Source organism: Synechococcus sp. A10-1-5-9, assembly GCF_047716785.1.
Taxonomy (GTDB): Bacteria; Cyanobacteriota; Cyanobacteriia; order PCC-6307; family Cyanobiaceae; genus Synechococcus_C.
Genome location: NZ_CP180406.1, coordinates 86,357 through 105,523, shown reverse-complemented (window position 1 = coordinate 105,523; position 19,167 = coordinate 86,357). Strand labels below are relative to the sequence as shown.

The following is a 19,167-nucleotide window of genomic DNA, read 5'->3' as shown; positions in this document are numbered from 1 at the left end:
AACAATGAGATCAAAGACCTGAACACTCAACAGCCACCACGCTGACGGTTCTCGGTTTCATTCACTGTCCTTCACGACAGACCCACCTGACCTCTCTCGATCTTCACCCAGCGAGCACATTTCATGGAGCCTCAGCACTTGCCACCGATCGCCGGACGGGAGAAGACGATCCACACACTCAGGCTGAATCCCCCTGCCCCATCAATACTCCCAGGACACACCAGCCTTGAAGGCTTGCAGGCCGCCTTCGCCTGCGCGCTGCACATGCATCAACCCACCGTGCCAGCAGGAATTGATGGGGCCCTGATCTCCCACCTGCAATACATGGTCGAGCGGCCAGGGGAGGGAGATAACCACAACGCTGAACCCTTCGCCCAGTGCTATCGGCGCATGGCCGATCTCATTCCCGAGCTGATCAGAGAAGGCTGCAAACCCCGGATCATGCTCGATTACTCCGGCAATCTGCTCTGGGGTGTGATGCAGATGGGCCGTGATGACATCACAGAAGCCCTGCGCTATCTGGCCTGTGATGATCAGATGCAGCGGCATGTTGAGTGGCTCGGCACGTTCTGGAGCCATGCCGTGGCGCCTTCGACGCCCATTCCAGATCTGGCGTTGCAGATCAGTGCCTGGCAGCATCAATTCGCTGATCTCTTCGGCGACGAGGCTCTGCAACGGGTGCAGGGATTCTCCTTGCCGGAGATGCACCTTCCCAATCACCCAGACACCCTGTTTGCCCTTGTGAAAGCCCTGAAGGAAGCGGGCTATCGCTGGATGCTGGTGCAGGAGCACAGCGTGGAGCAATTCAACGGGACTCCCCTTGAGCACGCTCAGCGGTACCTGCCCAATCAGCTCGTCGCCCGAAACTCCTCCGGCGAGGAGATCAGCATGACGGTCTTGATCAAGACCCAGGGATCTGACACCAAACTGGTCGGCCAGATGCAGCCTTGCTACGAGGCCATGGGGCTGGCGTCACAGCATCTGAATGGAAAGGACGTGCCATCGCTGGTGAGCCAGATCGCAGACGGTGAGAATGGTGGCGTGATGATGAACGAGTTTCCTGAGGCATTCCGTCAGGCCAATCGCCGAATTCGAGATGGAGAAGGCAACATCGCGGCGCTCAATGGGTCCGAATATCTGGCGCATCTTGATGCCATTGGGGTTGAGACCAAGCATTTCCCAAGGATCCAGCCTGTGCTGCAGCACAGGCTGTGGCGGGAGGTGGGTGAGGCGACTCACCCTGACGCCGTCTCCACTGCGATCGAAACACTCACATCCCGTGGCGACGGTTTTTCGATGCAAGGGGCGTCCTGGACCAACAATCTCAGCTGGGTTGAGGGCTACAGCAATGTGCTGGAACCCATGCAGAGCCTGAGCGCCCAATTTCATCAACGCTTCGATGCAGCCGTTGCAACGGATCCATCCGTCACGGCCACCCCCGCCTATCAACAGGCCCTGCTCCACGTTCTGCTGCTGGAAACCAGTTGCTTCCGCTACTGGGGACAAGGGCTCTGGACAGAGTTTGCCCAGGAGATCAACCGCCGGGGGCAATCGGCACTGGCGACCGAACCATGAAGATCCGGCGGGCTCAGCTCCCGGATCTGGAACGGCGACGCACAACCCTCCGTCCGTCGGGCATTTGCTCGACCTCTGAACCAGCTTTGGCGTCTGAACTCTCCTCACTGAGCGTGACGTCCTGGCCTTCAGGCTCATTCTCAGGGGGCTCCTGCTCAGCGATCAGACCCACTACCACAGCGGCCTGAATCTGATCGCTGAGATCACCGATCACCATCAGCGCCTTGAGAGTGATCTCCAACCGTGATTCCCGTGGCAGACCAGGGCGCAACTTCTTCACTGAGCTCCAGAGCTCAAGCGCCACTTCTCTGAGGAGTTCCTTGTCTGCCATTCCAGGGACGAGCGTTCCGATCGTTTCAATCAAGTCAACCTACCGTTCAGGGTGGAACGGGCCGTTCAGCGGATTGAAAAGGTCGGCTCAACCCGCGTGACCACTGCAGCCGAACAGATCGGGGAGCGATCGTCCCCGTTGCTTGAGCCTGTGCCTTCCCTAGAGAAATGGCACTGAGCATTGGCGATGAAGCCGCAGAACATCTAATGAAAACGCCAAGATGGGTCGATGACTTTCACACTCGTCTACGACGGAGGTTGTCCGTTCTGCCGGCATTTTGCCCAGCGCAGCGAACTTCTTGGGGGAGTGCCCGACCTGGTAATTCGCGATGGCCGCAGTGATCACGAGCTGAGAGCCAACCTCAGAAAGCGCGGATACAACATCAGCAATGGCGCAGTGTTGATGAACGGCGATCAGATCTGGCATGGAAGCGAAGCCATCGCCATGCTCTGCAAGCACCTCACGCCGAACGACCCACTCCTACGTCTTCTTCACGGCCTCTTCAGTGACACACGGCGAGCCAACCTTCTGTATCCAGGGCTCCTGGCTGCACGACAGATCGCTTTGGGACTGAAGGGTCTTCCTCTTGATCCAGATCAAAGCAGAGTCTGAGCGCCCAGACTCTGCTCAACAACGGCCGGCACATCATCTGGAGAATGTTCAACCTGGTAGGCAAACTCGTCGAGTTCAGCCTGTAATTCCAGGAGCATCAGAGCGAGCGAACGCCCAAGGTCCCTGCTAAAGCAAGTCTCCATTCGGGATCTCAATCAGGGACTCATCAGTTTTAGATACGCGCGATCGGCAGATGTGGCTTCTGTCAACGTGCTGTCACAGACGAGCCTCAGCCGTGCTCCCTCTGCCACCGGCTGTAATTGGCGGCGGAGAACTTATGGCCATGGCGCAGGCCCACTTTGGCGACACAGATTGTGTCGCCATCACACTGATCCACCTCCCGTCGGATGTCGTCATTGCCACTGGCCTTGGCCAAAAAAGTCTCCAGCTGTTTCATCGACATGGTCAGAACCTCCAAAGGGGTTCTTCATCAGTAGGAACGGCAGCTGTGTATCAGGCAATACGTTGGGATTTCTTCGACTGCTGACAATTCGACAATTCGCTCACAGGAGAACACCTGGCTTGGCCGCAGGCTGACGGCCTGGAATCGGCACAAGCCTGCCTGGCCCCTGCTGGGGGACCACCCAAAAACGCACGCGTGTTCGCACCTGGGATGCACAGTGTGTGATGAGGCCCACAAGAAGCAGAAGAACCAGTCCGGTGGCTGTGCGTTGCGTCATGGTGAGACCTCTCGCCTAGGGCAGATACTGATCAGCAACAGCACCAGAGAAGCGGCGGCGATGGGGCCATTGATCACGGCACCTGGCGCTATGGCCGTGGTCGGGATCGGACGAAACGCCGGGATGTAGAGGGCTCTCACGCCGTATTCGATCAGCGTGAGCAAATACATCAGAGGGATCATGGACTTGTAGCGCAGCAGAACCAGCAGCTGCAGAAACGCCAGAACCAGCTGACTGAGCCCCCAGAGGGCGAACAGGCCCACGATCGTGGCAGCCGCCGGTTCCGGGTAGACGTTGAGGGGAATGTGGGCGATCGACTGGGCGCCACCATCGGCAGCCAACAGGTGATGCTGACTGCGCCAAAGCGTGACCACCATCAAGGGGACGAACAACCAGAGCGCGAGACGACGCCCTGGGAACACATTTGTGATGACAGTCGGAAGAATCAGCCCGGGATCAAGGCGAAGCATGCTGTGAACCGGTTCAACGCCGCCCGACGATCACCGGCGGGGTTCCTGCCGCACCTCCAGGCAGGCCGGGCACCACCTGGGTCTGACCATCCCACTTATCAAGAAAGAGCTTGTAGAGCACCTGGTCATCAAGGCTTTGGTTCAGCGTGTCGTAACGAAGGGCCTCCTGTTCAGCGATCTTCACCTCGGTCTGCGCCCGCAAAAGCTGTTGTTCAGCGATCTGCTTCTGCTCAATCGCTGCCCGGTATTCCTCGGCAATCTCAAGACCGGTGAGATCAAGTCCCACCACTTTCACGTAATCGAACTGATCCAGTTCCTCCGCCACAGTGCTGGCCACCAGAGCGGAGATGTCATTCCACTCCGACGCAATCGTGACCAGCTCGTACTGCGAGAACACAGATTTGAGCGCTTTCAGAAGAGAGGGTTGGATAATCCGCGGATACACATCCCGGTCGCTGCTGGCGATCGTGCTGTAAACCCGACCGGCTTCATCAGGACGCAGGGCGTATTTGATGGTGGCTGTGGCCTGAATGACCTGAAGATCCTTCGTGAGCGTGGCGAAATTCTCAGGGCGCACCTGGGTGCGGACACTGAACGGCCACACCTGCTGAACCAGGGGCGCTTTCACGTTGAGGCCCGGTTGCCGCGGCGTCCCGCTCACCTTGCCCAGGGTGGTGATCACCGCCACTTCGCCAGCGGGAACCACGAACAGAGACTGCGCCAGCAGCAGCAGACCAGCCAGCACAAGGGCCACGATGGCCACCAAGCCCCCCTCCGGACCTCCGGAGTTGACAGAACGCATCGGGGATGGACTTTGCATGCGGGGGTGGCGTCAGAGACGAATCACTCCCCACGTCCTAGCGACAGGAAAGCCGCAGTGCTCGCAGCACCATCAGAACCCTGGTAGCGTCCCACCATCCTGTCTGGGTCCCGTGCTGAGAAGCCTTCTCTCCCTGCTCTTTGCCGCTGTGATGTGGGTGCAGGTTCCCCAGTGGCAAAACGACTGGTCCCAGTGCGCTGTTGATGTCCCCGATGTGAACTGCCATTGGTACATCACAGCTCCGGACAACACCTTCGGAGAGGGATTCGACTGGGCTACGGCTCCCTGGTTCGACGTGAACGGTCTGTCCGATGTCGCCGAACTCACCGACACCCTAGCCAGCCTGCAGCACTGAGCCATGGCCAAACTTTTTGCTGCGGGACTGATCGCGCTGCTGATGCTGGTGGCCCAGCCGGCACTCGCCGCCGACCTGCCCCTCACCGGCGTGTCGTTGGCTCCCTGTGATGCCGCAGATCCAGGAGCCCAGCCCAGCCCCGCAGCGGCCAGCAGACCCACCATCACCAGCCCGGAAGGAGCGAGTTGTTACGTGCTCAGCGGCATGGTGAACAACACCTCACGGCGTGCGGTCGTCGATACCGACGTGTATGCCCGGATCCTCGACCGCAGTGGCGAGCCCGTTCTTCAGAACCGCACCCGGGTGGGATCCATCGGTGATGTGGAACCTGGAGAGCATCCTTTCGCTCTGCGACTGGCCGTTCCCACCGGCACGCCGGGCCCGTTTGAGGTCAGGAATGCCCGCGCCAGGGGGTTCAGTGCACCGGTTCGCAGTCGAGCAACCGATGACGATGATCTGCTTCCTCTGGAACAGGGCGTGGTGCGTGCATCTCCTGCAGTCCCTCCCTCCTGACCGCAGCGATGCGAACCGTTATCATCCTCTGCACCGGCAATTATTTCCGCAGCCGCTTCTCGGAATTCTGGTTCAATCACCAGATCGCCCTCCAGGGCAACGGTGATGACGTTCGCGCCGGATCAGCCGGCCTGAAGGTGACATCCGGCAACGGCAACATCGGAGCGATGGCCATCGAGGCCCAGATCGCATTGCAACAGCGTGGAGTTGTCGTGGATCCAACGCAACTGGCGATGCCCCGTCAGGTGAGCCGAGATGACGTGAAACAAGCCGATGTGGTGGTGGCCGTGGATGCCGAAGCCCACAGACCGATGGTGCAGGAGTTGTTCCCAGATCTGGAAGCCAAGATCCGCTTCTGGAGCGTGAAGGATCTCGGCGAAGACGAGGGCACTGATCCGATCTCGCTGCTGCAACACCAGGTCGATCAACTGATCAATGCTCTGACCTCCAGCCATTGATGTTTCGGGTGTATTGATGTTTCGGGTGTTACGCGCTGGTGCAGTGATTCTGCTGATGCTGATCGGCATTGCCCTCATCGGGTACCACCCACGCGCCCAACGTCCCAACGACGGAATGCCGTCCCTGAGAAACAACAGACTGATGCCCCGCAATTCCATGCGCCGCTTGAGGGAGCAGCGCCGATGAGCCGATCTCCGATTCAGCGCATCGATCAGACCCTGTTCAACGCGCTGGCCGCGGAAGCCGCCCAGCGACCACGGAAACGCTGCAACCACAACTTCCACAAAGAAGCCGAACCGGTGCAGCGTTTTCTCAAAGTGCTGCAGCCCGGCACCTACGTGCGTCCCCATCGCCATGTCCGCGACGTGGCAGAGGCAGGTTTCGAATGCTTTCTCGTTCTGCAGGGAGCGATCGGCCTGATGATCCTCAGCGCTGAGGGAGAGGTTCATCAACAGGAAACCATCTCAGCATCGGGTCCCATCCGTGGAGTGGAAGTGGCCGCAGGTCAATTTCACACGCTGGTGGCTCTGGAGTACGACTCCGTGATCTTCGAACTCAAGCAAGGACCCTATGTTCCTTGCCAAGACAAGGACTTCATCCGGAACTTTCCCCAGGAAGGGACTCCTGAAGCCGAACAACAGGAACGCCGCTGGCGCGATCGGTTTATTCAAGCCGGATACAAGAACCTTGAAGCGTCCACTGCACAGCCAACGCAACCAACGCCGGCAATCACTCGACTTCACCCATAGTCCCGACTGGACACGAATGAATTGTTGCCAACACGCAGTCGACTCGCTGCAATAGTGGAACCTAACGATGACCGACCTGCGTGGAAGGAGGCAACCGAAAGGTTCATCCAATGCTTCAGCAGACAACGATTACGACTCTCTTTCTGCTTGCAGGCTTAACGACAACGGTTCATGCTGAGGAGATCGGCGTCACGCCACGCTCGATCTTGCTCGGACAATCGGCAGCATTCAGCGGACCATCGGGTGAGCTCGGTCGAGAGTATCGACAAGGCGCTCACTTGGTTTTTGATCACGTGAATGCACAGGGAGGCATCCATGGACGCCAGGTCGTCATAGTTTATCGCGATGATCAATACAATCCAGAGCTAACACTGAATAACACCAAAAAGTTTATCAACAAGGATAAAGTCTTTGCCCTATTTGGCTACCTGGGAACACCAACAGTCAAAGCCTCGCTGCCCTTGATTGATCAAAGCAAAATTCCTTTAATTGCACCGCTCACTGGAGCTCAGATCATTCGCTCGCCGATGAAAAAGAATGTATTCAACATCCGAGCCAGCTATCACCAAGAAATCAAGGCCATTGTCAGCTATTTAATTCGTTATGGACGGCAATCAATTGCCATCGCCTATCAAAATGATTCATTCGGACGTGATGGCCTAGAAGGGCTCAAAAAAGCTTTGGCGAAACATCAATTGAAACCTGTCGTAGAAACAACTGTAGAACGCAATTCCTCGAACACAAGCGATGCGGCAAGAAAGGTGGCTTTAGCACGACCTGATGCTGTTCTCGTTGTCTCGTCCTACGGAACAGTCTCAAGCTTCATATCCCAACTACGCCAATTTGGCAGCAACGCTCAGGTTTTAACTGTGTCGTTTGTGGGCAGCAACGCTCTAGCCCGATCACTCCCCAAGGAACTACGACACGGAATCGGGATCAGTCAGGTCGTGCCATTTCCTTGGGACCGGCGAACTCCAGTCGTCCGGGATTACCAAAATAAAATCAGCAAACTGAAGCCGGATATTCCCTATAGCTTCGTCGGCCTGGAAGGGTACATTGCAGCATCAATGCTCGTTCAGGCACTTCAGAAGGTAGGCCCTGACCTCACACGCAAACGCTTCATCACTGCTGTTGAGTCCCTTGGGACAGTCGACCTAGGAGGCTACAAAGTGACATTCGGGCCAAGGCAACGCAATGGCAGCGATATCGTTCACCTTACATTTCTAGTAGGCCGAGACGGCTCCTTTATTAATTAATTCCAGCCCCCATGAGTGATCTACTGCTAAAGGCCGGCGTACCACTAATTTACCTCGGATTTTTATCACTTACAGCGATTGCCTTATTCCTAGCCAAATGGGTTAAGGCTCGTGGCAGCTTAAAACTTCAAGCCTCACAACTCAGCCCGCTTGGATCTCTGTATACATTGACGACGGCATTTTTACTTTCGAATGTCATTTTCCAATTCACCAATCTTCGCAATGCTGTAACGCACGAAGTCGTTACAGTCAACAAACTAGTTGCGGTGATGTCAGTGCTGCAACCTGAACAACGCATTGAATCAAGGCGATTACTTTACACCTATGCCGACAAAGTTGCGCATACCGAAGTCGACGACATGCTCCATGGTGAAAGCAGCGAAGAGGCCAGGGATTCACTCGAGCGCCTGCGTGATTTCCTGGCATCAAGTAACGCCATTCAACCAAAAGGGCAAATGATCACGCCCGAATCGGCAAATTACATTAGAAAAGCAAGCGACTTTTGCTTCGACCTCATTGACAGTCGCGAAAGGCGCCTTTCGCTCTCGAAACAGGAATTTCAAATACGCCTAACCTTTGCAATCGCTTTGATGTACTTCGCGCTTGCATTGATGGTTTTTCTGGTCAATAGCGGCAGCTGGACCCTGACTTGGGCAGCAATTGTTCTTTTACTCTCAGCCCCTGTCCCAGTCATCCTACTTTTTGTTTATTCCAATCCGATAGCTCATAACCTGATCAACATCACATCAACATTTGAAAGCATCATGGAGCGCATTCAATAATGTTCAAATCATTGATCAAAACGTTTCGTTTCAAGCTTCTCTCAAGCATAGTCTTAGCGCTACTTACAAGCTGCAGCAATTCAGCTGAGCAAAAAAATCAAGACCGAAAACCTCTCGTTCTGAACGGTACGAGTAGCACGTTTGGACTCCAGGCCTATCTTCGCTGGTTCAACCAACTAGCGGTGAATGAAGACATCTATGCAGAAATCGAAAGCATGGGGTCCGGCAAAAGCATCAGCACATTGCTTAAGGGAACAAATGACTTTGCAGGAACTGATGATCCACCCTCATCAGAGGAAGTTAAAAAGGCTCCAAAAGGCCTCTTGGCATTCCCAGTCACAGCTGGGGCCATTGCGATTGCCTACAACGCCCCAGGATGCGATTTAAGGCTGCGCCGGAGCCAACTTGCAGGTATTTTCCTTGGAAAAATCGACAATTTCTCTCAGGTTGGTTGCAACGACCTTCCCATCACCGTTTTGCATCGGGCAGGCAAATCGGGAAGTACTGAAAGCTTCACTTCAGCCCTTTCGTCGATGGACCAAGATTGGAAAAATGGGCCAGGGAACGGGCGTCTGGTGAATTGGCCCATTGGTCATGCAGTGAAAGGATCTGATGGAATGGCAACAGCATTGAACTCCACGCCTGGAAGCATCGGATACATCGAATCCGCATACGTTCGCGAACCACTGCAAGTGGCAGCACTCGAAAATCGCCAAGGGAAATTCCTACGTCCAACTCAGGAAGCGGCAAGTGCAGCTGTCAGCACCATTCGCCTGAATGAACGCTTAGTGGGCAAAAATCCTGATCCCAATCTCGGATACCCCATCGTCACTCTGAACTGGATGCTGGTTCCGGCCCGTGGACTCGGAAACAACACTGTGACGTTACGACGCAGCCTGGAATTCATCCTGAGCAGCCAAGGTCAGGATGATGCTGAACGCCTCGGATACGTACCACTTCCAGATCAAGTTCGTGAGCTTGGCTTAAGGCAGTTATCGAGACTCAAACGCTGAAAAAGCGCAACTTCAAAATACAACCATCGTCTGATTAATATCCTGAGAATTGTTCAACCAGATCAGCAAAATAACGGCATCTTTTTGATTGAGAGAAAAACGACTGAGGGTTGAACCCCGAAAGGATGATGCAATGGCGATGATCCTCTGAGTGACGCACCACCCCTCAAGTCGCGGAGCCTCGATCAGTCAATCCTCCATTGAGGCGAACAGAACTTTGTGATTGGCCACAACCTCGGCATCACTGATCGCTGGAGTGATCTCCATCTCCACGCCGAATTGTGCCCGCCAGGGTGCGAGATGTCGGAAGAGTTCCTCAGTGCCGCGGGCTTTCATCAGAGCCACCACCTGACCTTGACCAGGAAGGTGTGCCCGCTGAACCAATTCAAAGCCCTCGAAACAATCATTTTGACAACCACCTTCGAAGTAATTGATGAATTCCCGATAAACATCAAGCTGGCTGTCAATATCAGGCATCGTGCCGATCACAAAATAGAGTTGCATGAATCTTCGAATATCTGTTTAAGAAAGCTAAGGGAAACCAGGGTTTGCCATGGTGTCTTGCGACACGCTAAAGCCTTTCAAAAAGAGAGAGCTGATCACTGTCTCCAGGCTGATCACTGTCTCCAGGCCGATCCCGAATCCAACCGGTGGGATCCCAGCTTTCCAATAAGGGTTGCAAGGCCCTTAAGCCGGCTCCATCAACAGAAGCCATCCACGCGTCCTCCAACCCTGACGGGATCACCACAGGCATTCGCGGGTGCAAAGGCCGGATGAGCGCATTGGGAGTGGTGGTGAGAATCGTGGTGCTCTCGATTTCACTGCCATCGGCACCGAGCCAGCGTTCCCAGAGGCCGGCTAGCCAGAACGGTTGTTGATCTCCCCGCCGGATCCGCCAGCCTTTTTCAAAGAAACAACTGGCCGGAATCAGGCAGCGGCGATGACGCCAGGCACCCCGAAAGCTGGCTTTGTCATTCAGAGTTTCAACACGGGCATTGAAGGGTCTTGGTCCGGCCAAAGGATTCCGACACCAAGCAGGAATCAGACCCCAGAGCATGAGAGCCGGGGAGGTCCCCCTCTCATCCCGGCGCAAGGACAGGAGAGGTTCTCCAGGGCGAATCATGTCGCGAGGCTCGTAACGTTCGCGATGCACGGGATCCAGGCGCTCTCGCAGGGGATGCGGGAGAGCCGAAACTGAGATGGAGAGAGCAAAACGTCCACACATCAGGCCATGATCAAGCAATATGAATTCACCCGATCGATTGCCATGAAGGAAGTCAGTGTCTTTGAGCTGCTGATCCGCAATGTGGGACGTTTCGCTGCGGGTTCAGGTGTTGTGGCCCTTCTTGTCTGGCTCACCTGGATCATGCTCGATGTGCAGCATATGCAGTCAGGATTCACCTTGCCTCAGTCGAGCTACTAAAAGCTCCGACAATTTAAGGTTTGTCCTTGAAAATCCGTTCGAGACTTTGGCGAAATTGGGATGAAGTCAGTGGGCGCTCACCCTTTGAGCGTCGATTCCTTACCATCAAAGAACCGATCCACCAAACTTGCAAAACAGCAAATACTCCTGCAAAAACAATCAGACTCCAAATTGGTGAACTGATTGAGCTCATATCTCAAAAGAAAAAAGGGCTGAAGTTCATAACTCCAGCCTAAACAACAATTAGTTCACAGAACCTGCAAAAGCATCAGACTCAGAACTTTCAGACGGCTCAGCAGAGGAGAAACGACGAACAATTAATTCATCGATAGAAAAGCAACCGGGACCAACCGCCAAAACCGCTGCGGCAGCGGCGAAGTAAAGACCAAGAAGCTCGAGAAGATAAATATTGAAACCGGCCGTGATCACGGCGTGGTAGATCGCCACAGTGATCGTTCCGAGAATGGCCAGAGCACCAAAACGGGTCAGAAGCCCAGTGATCAGGAGCCAGCTACCACCGATCTCGGAGAAGGCGGCGATATATGAGAGAACAATCGGAAACGGCAGATGCAGAGGACGAACAAAGGCGTCCGCGAAATTGTCGATATTGGCGAGCTTCTCGTAACCGTGGTGAATCAAAAGAGTTCCCGTGAAGACGCGGAGAACCAGTAGGCCCAAATCGGCGAGAAGAGGCTTCGAAAGAATGGTTCTGAGCACGGGAAAGCCTGAATCGTTTAGAAAATTTAACGAGGCCGGGCACAAGCCCGCGAGCATTCCCCCTGGCTCACTCGGCATTAAGCAAAATTACCTAGCAACACCTGGGGTCAGCCCACGGAAAGCGCTCAAGCCCGCCAAAATATTGTGAAAGTTGTACTTCTCTTGACATGAGCAGCGAAACCTTTCTCACTCTTTTCCTCGGCTTTGGGGCGGCCGTCACCAGCCTGGCGTTCTGGAAGTTGAGCCGTTCTCAATCCACAAACCGCTTGTAAAGCCAGCGCACAAATCCGCCCAATACCGGCACAGGTCCGAAGGTCGGCCCAACGAAATCGAAATAGTCGCGGTGATCGCAAACTTTTCCTTCGGCGTTAAACCGCAGACGGCTCGTCCCCGGATAGATGAATTCAATCCCTTTAATTTTCAGCCCCATCTCCCATTCGATGAATGCGGTGTTTCCATCGACAGCGATCGAAGAAGCAGTGAGATAAACATCGTCGCAACGGCGCATCAATCCATCCTGCGCCTCGATGTAAGCCTTGATGCCGTCGCGCTCCTGGGTTGGATCCTGGAAATGCACAGCCTCGTCATACAGCTCCCTCCACTGATCCTCTGTAGGAGCGGCCACGCCGTAAGGCTTGGTGAACAGGGACCGGAGGTGCTCTGCATCCACGACTGACATCGCAATAACCGGTTGAACCCTATTCAGAAATCAATCGTCTCTGCATAGGCTCCAACATGAACAGAGCTAACGCCATGCCCGAACCGCGCTTCCACTACGAGCCCGTTGAAGCGTTCGGAGAAGGTCTCACCACCAACCGCCCCTGGAACACCAGCGCTCTTGCCGGAGTCGAGAGGCTGAACGGTCGCACCGCCATGGTTGGATTTGCTGCTGCTCTGATCGGCGAATGGATCACGGGTTACGGCCCGGCCGGTCAAGTGTTGGCACTGATCCGCTGGTACCTCAGCTGAGGGGCGATTCAGCGGCGGTGAGCTCATACAGGGCGCTGTAATCACCAGCGTCCAGATCCGTTCCTTCCGCACGCATCAGCAAAGAAGACAGTCCTTCCAGAGCGTCGGCATTCACTCCAGCCAAGTTTTCCTCCCGCAAAAACAGGTTCAGATCCTTGCGCAGAAGGCTGGTGCTGAAGTTGGGATCGCTGTAGTCGTGGGCCAGCATCCGCTTGAGCTTCTTGTCCACCGTCGGCGCATACAGCGCCGACGGACGCACCACATCTATGAAACTGTCAACGTCCAGACCGGAGGCCTGAACCAATCGCAAGGCCAACGAATAGCCATGGGTGAGGCTGGCGATCCGTTGGTTGAGCGCGAGTTTCGAAGCTGCCCCGGTTCCCACAGGGCCCATTCGCTTCGGCTCTTCAGCAAGGTGGCTGAGCAGGACGTGCTGCTGATCAAACACCGCCTGCTCTCCGCCAGCCATCACGAGCAGGCGTCCAGCCAGTGCCTCAGGACGACTTCCCAGAACTGGCGCCTCTAGATACAGACAGCCTTGATGCAGCACCTGGGCCTCCAGAGCCACACTTTCGCTGATGCCCATGGTGCCCATAGGCATCACACAGCTCTGATTCAGGGCACCAAGCGAGGCCACCACCTCAGACGTCACGGGACCATCCCGCAGCACGGTGATCACCGTGCTGGCCGAAGCACTGGGCACCCGCCGCAATCAACGGTTCACAACGGGCTCGATCCCGGTTCCAGATCCGCAGAGAGCAGCCCACCGCAAGCAGACGGCTAGCGATGGCGGAACCGAGCAGACCGGTGCCAAGAAGAGCGACTGTGACCGTCAAACAGTGATTGCCTCCATTTCTGGCTCCAGGAGCAGATCGCGGGCGTTGTTGAGCTTGGTCATCATCTCGGGATCACCGCCTTTGTCGGGGTGATGCTGAACAGCCAAGGCTTTGTGCGCCCGCTTCACAGCCTGCTCTGTCAGGCGACCGGACAAGGCCAAGCCGAGGGTCTGGCGGGCACAGATCGCCTCGAAGCCGGGATCCCGACCGAGGGGACAGCGTTCCCGCTGATGATTCGACTGCCGGGGCTTGCGTTTAGAGCTGCTGCGCTTGGCGCCAGCTGCAGAGGAGCCTGTCGCTCCGAATCCATCTCCAGCCATCGGAGCATCGAGTAAGAAGGCTCCCCACCTTGCTTGATCGTGGGGACCCGATCAGGTGCCCGAGCTGACAAACGGCCGTGGATCCTGATCGAAGCGATGCTCAAACGGCAGCAGAGACGGCTGATCAACTCCTGCCAGAGACGCCGTGCTTTCCAGAGCTTGTCGCAAGAAGCGGGCGCTGTGCAGAGGCATGTCGCGGGGCACAGAGATGCGATCCCGCAGATAGCGCAGAGCTGCGGCTGACCCCGGAGCTGGCATCACAGAGGTCCCAGCGATCAGCGTCGTGAGTGCCGCGCGCAAGGGCTGATCAAAGGCCTCCCCGAGAGGGCTGCGTGCCAGCAGCGTGCTGCGATGGCGCAGCACCCGCTCCAGGGCTCTGGCCTGGGGTGTCACCTCCCCTGGGGAGGGTGACCATCGACATTCCAGGGCACCTAGCCCCTCACCGTGATCGACTGCCGCGGCCATGCGCTGCTGCTGGGCACTGCCATCCGACCAGCATCCGCCCATTTGCGGAGGCAGATCATGCGCATGGGTGTGCACATCACTCTGGGTGCCGCGGTAGGTCTCGAGCTGCTCGAGGGCTGACAGCCAACGGTCGATGCCGCCATGGGCCTCACGCAGAGCAAACCCCTTGAAATAAGCCAGTGATGCATTCATCCGCTCCACATAGGGGATGAACACCAGATCCGCGGTGCCGGGTATCGGCCCCATCGGATCATCGGGATCCAGCCAAAGTCCGCCACCACTAGCGATCGCCTCCTCCATCTGGGTGGCCACCCGCTGGAACTGGTCCCGGGCGCGCCGTTCCTGATCCTCGCGAAGGCCCGGAGAGCAGAGCCAGACACACCAGGCACGGAACAGCAGCCGTTCCAGTTCGCGCAACCGCCTCACCCGCCTGTCCGTCATGCCGGCTCCCACCGGCCCGAAGGCGCGTTCGAGGGCCTCGAGGATGCGATCGCTCTCGGTGATCAGGCGACCATTGAGTTCCAGGGCCGGCAGCATTCCGGAGGGAACCAGGGCCGTGAACCAAGGCTCCTTCGAGCCATAACAGCGCATGGTGACCTTGCGGATCCGGTACGGCACCCGGCGCAGCTCAAGCCAGAGCCAGACTTTCTGGCAGTACGGGCACCAGGCGTGGTGGTCCCGGAACAACGTCACCTGCACGTCCGCCTCGGAGTGCCCGAACAGCCGCAAGCTGGCCTGGGCGTTGGTGGGGCCTTCCACCCGCTCAGCTGCAGCCGGTGCCAGAGCCTCGAGGGCAGCCCAGGAGAGCGCCTCCGCCTTCACCGAGTCCTCTGTCATCACGCCCCCAGGTCTTGCCGCAGTTTGGCGGCAAGACGGAGACGAACGACGGCTCAAGTCGTGCGATTAGCTGTAGACCTTGCCCATCAGGGGACCGGCCTGTTCATCGGTGAACACGGGTGTCACCGTCCAGTCGAGGCATTCCGCCCATTCGGCGGCGTGCTCGTAGCAGACGCCGGCATCATCGGTTTCCACCAGGATCCAGCCCTGAACCGATCCGGGTGCGTGATAGCGCTTCCACGACTTGCAAGCCGGCAAAGGAGCACCGGTCTCCAGGAACTTGCGAGCCGCCTTCTCGTGATAGCCGGTCTTGAAGTGCCAGTGCATGAGGAACAACATGAAATCGCTAAGGAAGGTGCTCCCAATTAGCACGCCTGCGCACGATCCGACAGCATGTCGGCGACAGTGTCGAGAATTCCTTGTCCATTCCGATCACCACCGTGACAGGGAACGATCTGCTGACGCTCGAGCGGCAGGTTCGCCATCAGGGAAGTGGAATCAACGCCAAAGACCTGATCGGTTGCTGGCAGCTTCAGACCATCTGGCCCAAGGGACAAAGCGACGCCAACGCCCTGAGCGGATGGCTGCTGCGCAGCCTTGGCGCCTCTCTGGAGATCAGCCTGGCCGACGACAAAGGGCTGCGCTTGCGCAACGCCGTGAACCTCGGTGCCCTAGCCCTGCAGTTCAACGGACCTGGGGAGCTGGCTGGAGGCAGACCCCTGCTGAGCTTCCACTTCGAGCAGGTCAGGCTGACGCTGGGCGCCATCACCCTGCTGCAACGGTCGCTGCCGGCTCCAGCCGCCAAGCGCAAGCCGTTCTTCGCTTTGATCCACAGGGATGCAAGCGGCTGGCTGGCGGCACGGGGCCGGGGTGGTGGGCTCGCCCTCTGGACGTTCAGGGATTGAGCCGTCGCTCGGCCCAACCCTCGCCTCGATCCCAGCAGAGACGCCGGTGGGGATGGGGTTTGAGATCGAGCTGCTCCACACGCTGAATCTGAATGCGGATCAACACCAGGTGCGGGGGCTGAGGTGCCCCGTCGGCGACCTCCTGCGGCCAGGGGCCAGCCGAATCGAAGGGCTGCCCCGGATGCGGCCAGGCCCAGACCGAGCGCCCTCCGGGCGTCAACCGATGCCAGTGGGCGTTCAGAGCCTCAGGATCGTCGCCATCACGGAGCAACTGAGCGGCTCCACGCAACCGGAACTGTTCTCTGGCCTTGCGGAACAACCAACACAGCTCCACCTGCCCCTGCCCTCTGAGTTCAACTGGCTTCTCGCTGCGGGCATCGGTGAGCAGCTCGAGGGCGCCCTCATCACTCCAGCCGCGAAACACCAGCGTGCGCACCCGCGGCGTGCCATCGGCCGCCATGCTGGCCAACTGGAGCCAGCTGGCCCCCGGAGCCCGTCCCTCCCGCTGGCGGGCTCCCCGCAGCAAAGGCCGCCAGGGAGGCAACGGAACCGGATGGCTCGGATCAACCGGCATCTGGTATCCAGGGATCGAGAAAAGCCAGCGGACGATTCATCGTTTCGGAAAAACCGAGAATGCCGCGGTCCCGATGGACGTACAGCAGGGAGTCGTCGTCCTCCAACAGGAACGTGCCTCCCCGCTGGGTGATGAAGCGATCGTCGGGGACATAGGTGCCCCAGTGGCGCAGAACCTCATTCATGTTGCGCAGGCGCACCGTGGCCAATTCGAACGGTCGTTGAAACCCGCCGCCACCGGCCCGGCGAAACAGTCCGGCGGGGATCGCCGGCAACACACCGATGCTGATCACTTCATCGTCGCTGAAACGTTGGGGCGCGGTGCGATCGCCGGTGTAACCACGCAGCACTTCAGCCAGGGTGCCGGGAGAGCCGATGCCTGCACACATCAGCAGCAAGGAAGGCCACGCTCCGCCTGGGGCCTGAAGCCCTGGAGACAGCTCCAGGTCCTGGTGCAGGCGAGCATCAGGCTCCACCTGCAGCCGCTCGCTCGGAAAACCGGTGAATGCGCAGAACCGGTCAGCACCCTCCCGGTCTCCGATGGCGATCGCCAAGAGCTGGATCCCCGCCTGATCCAGCTGGGGCAGAGCCGGAACAAGAGCCTGGGCGTACTCCAGGGAGTCGAAATCACCGAGCTGAGTGAGCAGCACCACCAGCCGCCGGCAGCCTCGTCCCATGCCCGAAACTTCGGCGATGCGCTCCAGCAAAGAATCGGGGGCTTTCATACCTGTCTTCAAAACGCCTCCAGATTCACGCATCGAGCACGAAGCGATAGCGCACATCGCCCTTGGCAAGCCTTTCGATTGCAACATTCACCTGATCCATTGGCAGACGTTCCACCAAGGGGCGGATGTTGTGGCGAACGCAGAACTCCACCATCTTCAGGAGGCTGGCCGGTGAGGACGTGGGGCTGCCGGTGATCGACCGCCGCGCAGAGATGAGATCGAAGGCGCCGACCTGAATCGGCTCGAGCACGGCTCCCAGTTGATGCAAGCGTCCCCGGGGCTTGAGGGAGGCCATCACCGCACTCCAGTCGAGGGGATGGTTGACCGTATTGATCACCAGATCAAACCGACGCTGAAGATCGGAAAGCGCTTCCAGTTCCTCCACCTGATGAGCTCCAAATCGGCGCGCCTGTTCCGTCTTGGCGGGATTGGTGGTGATCGCGGTGACTTCACAGCCCCAAGCCCGCGCGAATTGCAAGGCGATATGGCCCAGTCCGCCGATGCCGACCACGGCCACATGGGCCGTGGGTGACACCGCCTCATCCACAAGCGGCGCAAACACGGTGACGCCACCGCAGAACAGGGGACCCGCTTCAGCCGGATCCAATCCGGTTGGCAGCGGAATTGTCCAGTCCTGCCGAGCTACAACATGACTGGCGAATCCCCCCTGGCGCCCCACGATCGTGGCCTCCAGAGAGCTGCAGAGATTCTGATCACCCCCAAGGCAGAGGCTGCAGTGGTTGCAGCTGCCGCTGATCCAGCCCAGACCGCGGACCTCACCAATCACGCCTGGATCCACTCCCTCTCCGACCGCCGTGACCCTGCCGATCACTTCATGGCCTGGCACCAAGGGATAGCGGCTCACTCCCCAGTGATTGCCGATCATCGATAGGTCGCTGTGGCAGAGGCCGCAGTGCATCACTTCCAGCACCAGCTCATCAGCAACAGGTTGAAGTGCAGGCCGCTGGGCGCACTCAAGCGGGGCCCCTGCAGACGGTGCTTGCCAGACGGAGATCAAAGCGAAAGCCGCAACAGTGCTCCCCTGTCTTTAGTCATGCCACACGGACAACGCCACAACGCATTGACACATCTGTACTACCTGTCTAGAACAGGTGTACCAGCAGCGTCTCCATGGCTCCGAGTTCGCCCTACGCACCGTTCAAGGCGGAGGAGTGGATGCGCGCTTCTCTGATCACCCCCCGCAAGCGATGCCCCGTCACGGCTGGATCCAGGACCCAAGCACCCAGAACACGAAGCGCTTCCATCCCGATGAAAAAAGCTGGAACCGCGACCCCCGCGTGTTCGTGGATTCAGGGAGACCTTTTCCAGACCAGCCTCCTCTGCTGACCACCCGGGTGCACCTGCGGCGAGAAACTGCAGAGCAGCTGTGGAGAGAGCTTTTGAGGGTGGGCTGGCGACCCTGCAGACCTCAGTGGGGAGCCGATGTGGATGTCTGAAGACTGCAGCGCGTCAGCAAGGAGCCCAACGATCAACCGAACTGATAATGCTTGCGCACGGGTTGATGCACGGTCCACGTACACCTCAGCCCGGCAGGGAATTCCACCAGATCACCCGCCTTGATGTGCACGGACTCGCCGGAGTCGGGAGTGACCGTCACATCGCCTTCCAACAGCAGGCAGGTTTCCCTCTGGTCGTAATGCCAGGGAAATTCACTCACTTCACTGGCCCAGACTGGCCAGTCATGAACCCCAAGCGCCACGATCACGCTGTCAGGGCAGGGGGAGGTCACACGGATCATCTCCGAGCCGATGATGTCATCAA

General features: G+C 57.9%; 31 protein-coding genes and 1 pseudogene. 14 read left to right on the top strand and 18 right to left on the bottom strand.

Features of this window, described 5'->3' with window-relative positions; genetic code table 11:
• Window positions 1-123: 123 nt before the first annotated feature.
• On the top strand, window positions 124-1,575 hold the full coding sequence (locus ACLM45_RS00680) for a glycosyl hydrolase family 57 (RefSeq protein WP_415410047.1): 1,452 nt from the start codon (window positions 124-126) through the stop codon (window positions 1,573-1,575).
• A gap of 13 nt (window positions 1,576-1,588) precedes the next feature.
• Here the strand turns inward: ACLM45_RS00680 and ACLM45_RS00675 are convergent, their stop codons facing one another.
• Complete coding sequence (locus ACLM45_RS00675; RefSeq protein ID WP_006040949.1) at window positions 1,589-1,906, bottom strand: TIGR03894 family protein; 318 nt, start codon at window positions 1,904-1,906, stop codon at window positions 1,589-1,591.
• 228 nt (window positions 1,907-2,134) lie between these two features.
• Between ACLM45_RS00675 and ACLM45_RS00670 the strand changes: the two genes are divergently transcribed.
• Entirely contained in the window at window positions 2,135-2,518 is a 384-nt protein-coding gene (locus tag ACLM45_RS00670; protein WP_415410046.1) for a hypothetical protein, read from the top strand.
• Between the two features lie 229 nt (window positions 2,519-2,747).
• Here ACLM45_RS00670 and ACLM45_RS00665 read toward each other — a convergent pair whose 3' ends face one another.
• The 4 genes from ACLM45_RS00665 to ACLM45_RS00650 all read right to left on the bottom strand — a co-directional run bounded on the left by ACLM45_RS00665 (window position 2,748) and on the right by ACLM45_RS00650 (window position 4,470).
• Window positions 2,748-2,921 (bottom strand): Nif11 family protein, encoded by a 174-nt coding sequence (locus ACLM45_RS00665; RefSeq protein ID WP_071933719.1) that lies wholly within the window; start codon window positions 2,919-2,921, stop codon window positions 2,748-2,750.
• Between the two features lie 100 nt (window positions 2,922-3,021).
• On the bottom strand, window positions 3,022-3,198 hold the full coding sequence (locus tag ACLM45_RS00660) for a hypothetical protein (protein ID WP_415410044.1): 177 nt from the start codon (window positions 3,196-3,198) through the stop codon (window positions 3,022-3,024).
• The gene (locus ACLM45_RS00655) at window positions 3,195-3,668 is read right to left on the bottom strand and encodes a hypothetical protein (RefSeq protein WP_415410042.1); all 474 of its coding nucleotides are present in this window, start codon (window positions 3,666-3,668) and stop codon (window positions 3,195-3,197) included. The genes ACLM45_RS00660 and ACLM45_RS00655 overlap by 4 nt, the downstream gene beginning before the upstream one ends.
• Before the next feature lie 13 nt (window positions 3,669-3,681).
• The gene (locus ACLM45_RS00650) at window positions 3,682-4,470 is read right to left on the bottom strand and encodes a prohibitin family protein (protein ID WP_415410041.1); all 789 of its coding nucleotides are present in this window, start codon (window positions 4,468-4,470) and stop codon (window positions 3,682-3,684) included.
• A 130-nt stretch (window positions 4,471-4,600) separates the two neighbouring features.
• Between ACLM45_RS00650 and ACLM45_RS00645 the strand changes: the two genes are divergently transcribed.
• The 8 genes from ACLM45_RS00645 (at window position 4,601) to ACLM45_RS00610 (ending at window position 9,615) form a co-directional block, all read left to right on the top strand.
• Window positions 4,601-4,843, top strand: coding sequence for a hypothetical protein (locus ACLM45_RS00645; RefSeq protein WP_006040941.1), 243 nt, complete (start codon window positions 4,601-4,603; stop codon window positions 4,841-4,843).
• Window positions 4,844-4,846: 3 nt separating this feature from the next.
• Entirely contained in the window at window positions 4,847-5,356 is a 510-nt protein-coding gene (locus ACLM45_RS00640) for a hypothetical protein (RefSeq protein ID WP_415410040.1), read from the top strand.
• Between the two features lie 8 nt (window positions 5,357-5,364).
• On the top strand, window positions 5,365-5,814 hold the full coding sequence (locus ACLM45_RS00635; RefSeq protein WP_415410039.1) for a low molecular weight phosphatase family protein: 450 nt from the start codon (window positions 5,365-5,367) through the stop codon (window positions 5,812-5,814).
• Window positions 5,815-5,830: 16 nt separating this feature from the next.
• Window positions 5,831-6,001 (top strand): hypothetical protein, encoded by a 171-nt coding sequence (locus tag ACLM45_RS00630; protein ID WP_415410037.1) that lies wholly within the window; start codon window positions 5,831-5,833, stop codon window positions 5,999-6,001.
• Window positions 5,998-6,564 carry a WbuC family cupin fold metalloprotein gene (locus tag ACLM45_RS00625; RefSeq protein WP_415410035.1) on the top strand — a complete coding sequence of 189 codons (567 nt, stop codon included), beginning with the start codon at window positions 5,998-6,000 and terminating at the stop codon, window positions 6,562-6,564. The genes ACLM45_RS00630 and ACLM45_RS00625 overlap by 4 nt, the downstream gene beginning before the upstream one ends.
• Window positions 6,565-6,674: 110 nt before the next feature.
• Window positions 6,675-7,820, top strand: coding sequence for an ABC transporter substrate-binding protein (locus ACLM45_RS00620; protein ID WP_415410033.1), 1,146 nt, complete (start codon window positions 6,675-6,677; stop codon window positions 7,818-7,820).
• An 11-nt stretch (window positions 7,821-7,831) separates the two neighbouring features.
• Window positions 7,832-8,602, top strand: coding sequence for a hypothetical protein (locus tag ACLM45_RS00615; RefSeq protein ID WP_415410032.1), 771 nt, complete (start codon window positions 7,832-7,834; stop codon window positions 8,600-8,602).
• Window positions 8,602-9,615 (top strand): substrate-binding domain-containing protein, encoded by a 1,014-nt coding sequence (locus ACLM45_RS00610; protein ID WP_415410031.1) that lies wholly within the window; start codon window positions 8,602-8,604, stop codon window positions 9,613-9,615. The genes ACLM45_RS00615 and ACLM45_RS00610 overlap by 1 nt, the downstream gene beginning before the upstream one ends.
• A gap of 189 nt (window positions 9,616-9,804) precedes the next feature.
• Here the strand turns inward: ACLM45_RS00610 and ACLM45_RS00605 are convergent, their stop codons facing one another.
• Entirely contained in the window at window positions 9,805-10,119 is a 315-nt protein-coding gene (locus ACLM45_RS00605; protein WP_006040933.1) for a DUF3303 domain-containing protein, read from the bottom strand.
• A 67-nt stretch (window positions 10,120-10,186) separates the two neighbouring features.
• Window positions 10,187-10,840: an SOS response-associated peptidase gene (locus tag ACLM45_RS00600; protein ID WP_415410029.1), complete on the bottom strand. Its 654-nt coding sequence runs from the start codon at window positions 10,838-10,840 to the stop codon at window positions 10,187-10,189.
• A gap of 6 nt (window positions 10,841-10,846) precedes the next feature.
• Here ACLM45_RS00600 and ACLM45_RS00595 point away from each other — a divergent pair, with 6 nt between their 5' ends.
• The gene (locus tag ACLM45_RS00595) at window positions 10,847-11,038 is read left to right on the top strand and encodes a hypothetical protein (RefSeq protein ID WP_006040931.1); all 192 of its coding nucleotides are present in this window, start codon (window positions 10,847-10,849) and stop codon (window positions 11,036-11,038) included.
• A gap of 243 nt (window positions 11,039-11,281) precedes the next feature.
• On the opposite strand, the gene ACLM45_RS00590 is transcribed toward ACLM45_RS00595, so the two are convergent.
• Window positions 11,282-11,812, bottom strand: a complete 531-nt coding sequence (locus tag ACLM45_RS00590; protein WP_415410028.1) for a DoxX family protein — start codon at window positions 11,810-11,812, stop codon at window positions 11,282-11,284.
• A gap of 193 nt (window positions 11,813-12,005) precedes the next feature.
• Window positions 12,006-12,434: a nuclear transport factor 2 family protein gene (locus ACLM45_RS00585; RefSeq protein WP_415410027.1), complete on the bottom strand. Its 429-nt coding sequence runs from the start codon at window positions 12,432-12,434 to the stop codon at window positions 12,006-12,008.
• Window positions 12,435-12,508: 74 nt separating this feature from the next.
• Here ACLM45_RS00585 and ACLM45_RS00580 point away from each other — a divergent pair, with 74 nt between their 5' ends.
• Window positions 12,509-12,724: a chlorophyll a/b-binding protein gene (locus tag ACLM45_RS00580; protein WP_006040928.1), complete on the top strand. Its 216-nt coding sequence runs from the start codon at window positions 12,509-12,511 to the stop codon at window positions 12,722-12,724.
• Here the strand turns inward: ACLM45_RS00580 and ACLM45_RS00575 are convergent.
• From ACLM45_RS00575 to ACLM45_RS00555, 5 genes and pseudogenes are all read right to left on the bottom strand, one after another.
• Window positions 12,717-13,118 (bottom strand): NAD-binding protein, encoded by a 402-nt coding sequence (locus ACLM45_RS00575; protein ID WP_415411446.1) that lies wholly within the window; start codon window positions 13,116-13,118, stop codon window positions 12,717-12,719. The genes ACLM45_RS00580 and ACLM45_RS00575 overlap by 8 nt on opposite strands.
• Before the next feature lie 69 nt (window positions 13,119-13,187).
• Window positions 13,188-13,491 (bottom strand): annotated as a pseudogene (locus tag ACLM45_RS00570) (NAD(P)-binding domain-containing protein); the annotation flags it as partial.
• A 65-nt stretch (window positions 13,492-13,556) separates the two neighbouring features.
• Window positions 13,557-13,880 (bottom strand): hypothetical protein, encoded by a 324-nt coding sequence (locus ACLM45_RS00565; protein WP_006040925.1) that lies wholly within the window; start codon window positions 13,878-13,880, stop codon window positions 13,557-13,559.
• 51 nt (window positions 13,881-13,931) lie between these two features.
• Window positions 13,932-15,182, bottom strand: a complete 1,251-nt coding sequence (locus tag ACLM45_RS00560) for a glutathione S-transferase (protein ID WP_415410025.1) — start codon at window positions 15,180-15,182, stop codon at window positions 13,932-13,934.
• 66 nt (window positions 15,183-15,248) lie between these two features.
• On the bottom strand, window positions 15,249-15,521 hold the full coding sequence (locus ACLM45_RS00555; protein ID WP_415410024.1) for a DUF3303 domain-containing protein: 273 nt from the start codon (window positions 15,519-15,521) through the stop codon (window positions 15,249-15,251).
• An 80-nt stretch (window positions 15,522-15,601) separates the two neighbouring features.
• On the opposite strand from ACLM45_RS00555, the gene ACLM45_RS00550 reads away from it, so the two are divergent.
• The gene (locus ACLM45_RS00550; protein WP_415410022.1) at window positions 15,602-16,087 is read left to right on the top strand and encodes a hypothetical protein; all 486 of its coding nucleotides are present in this window, start codon (window positions 15,602-15,604) and stop codon (window positions 16,085-16,087) included.
• On the opposite strand, the gene ACLM45_RS00545 is transcribed toward ACLM45_RS00550, so the two are convergent.
• From ACLM45_RS00545 to ACLM45_RS00535, 3 genes are read right to left on the bottom strand one after another with little or no spacing between them, the layout of a single operon-like run.
• The gene (locus tag ACLM45_RS00545) at window positions 16,077-16,661 is read right to left on the bottom strand and encodes a pyridoxamine 5'-phosphate oxidase family protein (RefSeq protein WP_415410021.1); all 585 of its coding nucleotides are present in this window, start codon (window positions 16,659-16,661) and stop codon (window positions 16,077-16,079) included. The genes ACLM45_RS00550 and ACLM45_RS00545 overlap by 11 nt on opposite strands.
• Window positions 16,651-17,385 (bottom strand): peroxiredoxin-like family protein, encoded by a 735-nt coding sequence (locus ACLM45_RS00540; RefSeq protein ID WP_415410019.1) that lies wholly within the window; start codon window positions 17,383-17,385, stop codon window positions 16,651-16,653. The genes ACLM45_RS00545 and ACLM45_RS00540 overlap by 11 nt, the downstream gene beginning before the upstream one ends.
• A gap of 25 nt (window positions 17,386-17,410) precedes the next feature.
• Window positions 17,411-18,403 carry an NAD(P)-dependent alcohol dehydrogenase gene (locus tag ACLM45_RS00535; RefSeq protein WP_415410018.1) on the bottom strand — a complete coding sequence of 331 codons (993 nt, stop codon included), beginning with the start codon at window positions 18,401-18,403 and terminating at the stop codon, window positions 17,411-17,413.
• A gap of 190 nt (window positions 18,404-18,593) precedes the next feature.
• On the opposite strand from ACLM45_RS00535, the gene ACLM45_RS00530 reads away from it, so the two are divergent.
• Complete coding sequence (locus ACLM45_RS00530; RefSeq protein WP_038004789.1) at window positions 18,594-18,842, top strand: DUF1651 domain-containing protein; 249 nt, start codon at window positions 18,594-18,596, stop codon at window positions 18,840-18,842.
• A gap of 32 nt (window positions 18,843-18,874) precedes the next feature.
• On the opposite strand, the gene ACLM45_RS00525 is transcribed toward ACLM45_RS00530, so the two are convergent.
• Window positions 18,875-19,144, bottom strand: coding sequence for a cupin domain-containing protein (locus tag ACLM45_RS00525; protein ID WP_006040917.1), 270 nt, complete (start codon window positions 19,142-19,144; stop codon window positions 18,875-18,877).
• Window positions 19,145-19,167 lie beyond the last annotated feature (23 nt).

What these genes read in the sequence shown, in the direction of transcription:
- ACLM45_RS00680 (WP_415410047.1), top strand. Translation starts at nt 124, where the DNA reads ATGGAGCCTCAGCACTTGCCACCGATCGCCGGACGGGAGAAGACGATC.
- ACLM45_RS00675 (WP_006040949.1), bottom strand. Translation starts at nt 1,906, where the DNA reads ATGGCAGACAAGGAACTCCTCAGAGAAGTGGCGCTTGAGCTCTGGAGC.
- ACLM45_RS00670 (WP_415410046.1), top strand. Translation starts at nt 2,135, where the DNA reads ATGACTTTCACACTCGTCTACGACGGAGGTTGTCCGTTCTGCCGGCAT.
- ACLM45_RS00665 (WP_071933719.1), bottom strand. Translation starts at nt 2,921, where the DNA reads ATGTCGATGAAACAGCTGGAGACTTTTTTGGCCAAGGCCAGTGGCAAT.
- ACLM45_RS00660 (WP_415410044.1), bottom strand. Translation starts at nt 3,198, where the DNA reads ATGACGCAACGCACAGCCACCGGACTGGTTCTTCTGCTTCTTGTGGGC.
- ACLM45_RS00655 (WP_415410042.1), bottom strand. Translation starts at nt 3,668, where the DNA reads ATGCTTCGCCTTGATCCCGGGCTGATTCTTCCGACTGTCATCACAAAT.
- ACLM45_RS00650 (WP_415410041.1), bottom strand. Translation starts at nt 4,470, where the DNA reads ATGCGTTCTGTCAACTCCGGAGGTCCGGAGGGGGGCTTGGTGGCCATC.
- ACLM45_RS00640 (WP_415410040.1), top strand. Translation starts at nt 4,847, where the DNA reads ATGGCCAAACTTTTTGCTGCGGGACTGATCGCGCTGCTGATGCTGGTG.
- ACLM45_RS00635 (WP_415410039.1), top strand. Translation starts at nt 5,365, where the DNA reads ATGCGAACCGTTATCATCCTCTGCACCGGCAATTATTTCCGCAGCCGC.
- ACLM45_RS00630 (WP_415410037.1), top strand. Translation starts at nt 5,831, where the DNA reads ATGTTTCGGGTGTTACGCGCTGGTGCAGTGATTCTGCTGATGCTGATC.
- ACLM45_RS00625 (WP_415410035.1), top strand. Translation starts at nt 5,998, where the DNA reads ATGAGCCGATCTCCGATTCAGCGCATCGATCAGACCCTGTTCAACGCG.
- ACLM45_RS00620 (WP_415410033.1), top strand. Translation starts at nt 6,675, where the DNA reads ATGCTTCAGCAGACAACGATTACGACTCTCTTTCTGCTTGCAGGCTTA.
- ACLM45_RS00615 (WP_415410032.1), top strand. Translation starts at nt 7,832, where the DNA reads ATGAGTGATCTACTGCTAAAGGCCGGCGTACCACTAATTTACCTCGGA.
- ACLM45_RS00610 (WP_415410031.1), top strand. Translation starts at nt 8,602, where the DNA reads ATGTTCAAATCATTGATCAAAACGTTTCGTTTCAAGCTTCTCTCAAGC.
- ACLM45_RS00605 (WP_006040933.1), bottom strand. Translation starts at nt 10,119, where the DNA reads ATGCAACTCTATTTTGTGATCGGCACGATGCCTGATATTGACAGCCAG.
- ACLM45_RS00600 (WP_415410029.1), bottom strand. Translation starts at nt 10,840, where the DNA reads ATGTGTGGACGTTTTGCTCTCTCCATCTCAGTTTCGGCTCTCCCGCAT.
- ACLM45_RS00595 (WP_006040931.1), top strand. Translation starts at nt 10,847, where the DNA reads ATGATCAAGCAATATGAATTCACCCGATCGATTGCCATGAAGGAAGTC.
- ACLM45_RS00590 (WP_415410028.1), bottom strand. Translation starts at nt 11,812, where the DNA reads ATGCTCGCGGGCTTGTGCCCGGCCTCGTTAAATTTTCTAAACGATTCA.
- ACLM45_RS00585 (WP_415410027.1), bottom strand. Translation starts at nt 12,434, where the DNA reads ATGTCAGTCGTGGATGCAGAGCACCTCCGGTCCCTGTTCACCAAGCCT.
- ACLM45_RS00580 (WP_006040928.1), top strand. Translation starts at nt 12,509, where the DNA reads ATGCCCGAACCGCGCTTCCACTACGAGCCCGTTGAAGCGTTCGGAGAA.
- ACLM45_RS00575 (WP_415411446.1), bottom strand. Translation starts at nt 13,118, where the DNA reads ATGGGCCCTGTGGGAACCGGGGCAGCTTCGAAACTCGCGCTCAACCAA.
- ACLM45_RS00565 (WP_006040925.1), bottom strand. Translation starts at nt 13,880, where the DNA reads ATGGCTGGAGATGGATTCGGAGCGACAGGCTCCTCTGCAGCTGGCGCC.
- ACLM45_RS00560 (WP_415410025.1), bottom strand. Translation starts at nt 15,182, where the DNA reads ATGACAGAGGACTCGGTGAAGGCGGAGGCGCTCTCCTGGGCTGCCCTC.
- ACLM45_RS00555 (WP_415410024.1), bottom strand. Translation starts at nt 15,521, where the DNA reads ATGTTGTTCCTCATGCACTGGCACTTCAAGACCGGCTATCACGAGAAG.
- ACLM45_RS00545 (WP_415410021.1), bottom strand. Translation starts at nt 16,661, where the DNA reads ATGCCGGTTGATCCGAGCCATCCGGTTCCGTTGCCTCCCTGGCGGCCT.
- ACLM45_RS00540 (WP_415410019.1), bottom strand. Translation starts at nt 17,385, where the DNA reads ATGAAAGCCCCCGATTCTTTGCTGGAGCGCATCGCCGAAGTTTCGGGC.
- ACLM45_RS00530 (WP_038004789.1), top strand. Translation starts at nt 18,594, where the DNA reads ATGCCCCGTCACGGCTGGATCCAGGACCCAAGCACCCAGAACACGAAG.
- ACLM45_RS00525 (WP_006040917.1), bottom strand. Translation starts at nt 19,144, where the DNA reads ATGATCCGTGTGACCTCCCCCTGCCCTGACAGCGTGATCGTGGCGCTT.